At 42.5% G+C, this 3,258-nt stretch carries 1 protein-coding gene; it reads right to left on the minus strand.

The features are described 5' to 3' along the window. Positions 1–1,636: 1,636 nt before the first annotated feature. Positions 1,637–3,258 (minus strand): RHS repeat domain-containing protein (locus tag BN93_RS18510; protein WP_232211120.1); only part of this gene is annotated, 1,622 nt, incomplete at its 5' end.

Here is a 3,258-nt window from a genome sequence, read left to right on the forward strand (position 1 = left end):
GATGCAGTCCCAGTTGGCCGTGGGCTGCATGCCCTACAACCGCTCGCGCTGGCGGTAGCAAGCGCACGTGTTTTTCCGTGCCTTTGCACAAAGACGCGCATGCGGCACAATCGGCTTTGTCTAGTTTTCAGTAAGAAATTTAACACAAAAAGTGCCCTTTCTGTCCACCAAACGTCCACCCTGCCGCAAAAAATCGATTCTCGCGGAGGTTTGCTTTGATGCAAAAAGGGGTTAGTTGTGCATGCAGGCAAAATGAATTTTTATTTAAACTGACCGCCATGAACACCCGTTTTTAGGCCATTTGCAGCAAAATGCAATGCGTTTTGGTGTTAAACGCAGTGCAATATGCCGCTAAACGCAATGCGTTTTGGTGCTAAATGCAGTGCGTTTTGGTGCAAAACGCAAGGTAAAATGATGCTAATTGCAGTGCTAAATGCTGCTAAATGCGAGGCGAAAAGCATAAATATCCGTTTAAATGGTATAAATAAAACCTTTTAGAACCATGAAACACATGATTGAAAAGGGCAAAATAGTGGTTAAAAAGTGGGTTTTTAGAGGTAAAAAGCGGGTAATTGGGCGTAAAAAATTATAAGGTGGCGACCAAACTAGAAAGGTAAAATGGTACAAAATGCAGGCATTGTTCTTAAAAGCGGACAAAACAAAAGACGTGAAAAGCTAGAAATAGGAGCCATTTACCTACTTTTTAACCCCAATTTTCGCTAGATCGGAGTGAAAATTAGAGCGGCATCGTAAAATAAAAGAAACAATTTAAGGTTTCGAGTTGATGAGTTGATGAATTTGTAAGTTGATGAGTTTATGAGTTGGTGGGTTGGTAAGTCTGTGAGTTGATGTATTCGTGAGCAGTTGGGCTTTCATGGGTTTATCAGCCAGCGAGCTGTTTTACCCTGCACTTCGTATATGAGAGGAGTTTTTATCTTGTGTTGGCATCACAAGGACAACAAACTCCTCTCAATTTGTAGAAACATTAAAAGTCAAGACAGCCTCGTCGTATTCGGTAGTTGCCTGCGGGTCGCCCGTGGCTGCTATACGTACCATTTATAGACAATTTAGTGCCATCATGGCACATCCTCCCATGCCTTGTCTGAACTTCAGAAACACTCTATCTCATTGTATATTCATCATCTGATACTCTACTTACTGTAAAATGGTGTTTTGTACATATATAGCCATATACGGTAATAGGACTACCATCAAAAATACCATATCCGCTAATTCTACGAAAGGTTTCGAATTCTAAATTTAACTTGTATTCATAATAATAATAATAATCCTCGTATACAACCCTCTTGTTCTTTATGAAAATAATTCTACACATTTCAGAATCCGACCCAATAAGAGCCGTATAAGGATCTTCTGCATCCCCATATGTTTTTATTCCGATTATATTTTGAATTCCATTTATGTGGAGTAAGTGAATAAAAGACATACATCGTGTCATAGTCTATATCTAGCACTTCACGTAAATCCAATTCGCCTTTCCCTTGGTCATTCAATATATTATGTTTAGAAATATACCGTTCTACTTTTTCAGGGAAGTGATCTGTACAACTGCAAACAAGAGCGACTCCTATTGTAAAGACAAATATTGATATTAACTTATTCATTTAAACTGTTATTATTTTTTACTTATGTTTTTTACGGCTGCATCGTATTGTTTTTTCGTGATAGTTTCTTTTTGTATAGAAACACTACCATCGTCTTTAGTGATACCTACCCACAACCCTTTCTTATAAAACTCTTCTATCACCTTTAAAGCCAACGTTTTATTGTCGGCTCCTTTATTCTCCTTCCCTATTCTTCTACCTATAATATTGTTTAGCAAATCTATAACAGTATCAGCCGCTTTCATAGACTTGAAATGTCTTTGAGTAATATCCACGTATGGATTATCTTCATGAGAATTTCCTATTCTCATAGCGTTCCGCTCGCCAAATTTATTCGTGATAATACTTTGCCAAAGAGTATGCCTAAAAGCATTACCTAAATCTCCTTCCTTACCTGATGAAAGATTTGCTGCTCGCGCTATATTAATTTGAAAATTGGAAGCGATCGACGAAATATTCGTACCTCTCTCCTTATACGCCCCCACTCTTAATGCTATTATAGGATGCTGCATTGCATAACCAGCTTGTCTAACTTTATTAACAGGAACCATTTTCTCCATTATGACGGCTGTACCTTTATATAAAAGAAACCATAAAATAGGATCTTTCCCGTCGGGATCAATTAATTTACTAGGATTTGCGTAGCAATACAAGTATGAACTTATATTCGGATACTTCTCCATCATCGGATCCACCCCATACCACAGACTCGTAACAGGGTTCATATACCTTGCCCCATAGTAGTACAGACCCGTCTCTTGGTCAAACTCCTTACCATTGAACTTATACGGCATTTCCTCGCTACTGCTGTGTTCATCCACAAGCAACTCGCCGTAGGGCAAGTAAGCATCGAACTGGGTGATGTTGGCCTTGGCGTCGGTGATGTAAGAGGTGCTGCCGAGGTGGTCACTATGATAGAAGAAGATTTCCTCGGTGTTGGTGGTGTCCGTTGGGACATAGCCATAACCCGGCTGCGCATTGTCAGGGTCTTCGGGCTTGTTCCATTGAATGGGTGGGCCGGGAACATCTCCTTTTGCGTTGAACTTCGGTCGTTGCACCCAACCTTCGGGCACAGAGCGGTCGCCCAGCTCCCCGATGATGGTGTTGTAGCCATAACCGGTGTTGTCGGGATCGGCCGTTGCACCCTTCATCGTAGGAACACCGGGCGGTGTGCCTAAGGACTTGTAATACTCCTCGCGTTGTTTCTCTATCTGCAGCATGCGGGCGGCATAGTCTTTCTGGCCTGCCGTAACGTTGTTGCTGCTGACGCCGTAAACATTGCTGAACTTGCCTGTTCCCAGTTTGGAGGCAATTCGCTTGTCACCGATGAAGTAATGCTTGGTAAAGCGGTTCTTCGTTACGGTGATAATTGGGGCAGGATAAATGGTGTAATCCTCCGTTTCGTGGAACGTGATTCCCTGCGGTGCACCATTTACGTATACGCCTTCGAGGTCGCCGTGGCTCTTGACGATACGCTCGCCGGCGGCATTGTAGGTGTATCGGCTGGTCTTACCGTTGTCCGACAATACCATCAGGCGGTTGTCCTCGTCCCAATACATTCTCCGCTCGCTGTTCAGGCTGCCGTTCTCCACCAGTGTTGGGTTGCCATTGTCATCGTATGTATAATGCTCAT

It is taken from the genome of Prevotella conceptionensis 9403948, assembly GCF_000312305.1.
In the GTDB taxonomy this organism is placed as follows: Bacteria; Bacteroidota; Bacteroidia; order Bacteroidales; family Bacteroidaceae; genus Prevotella; species Prevotella conceptionensis.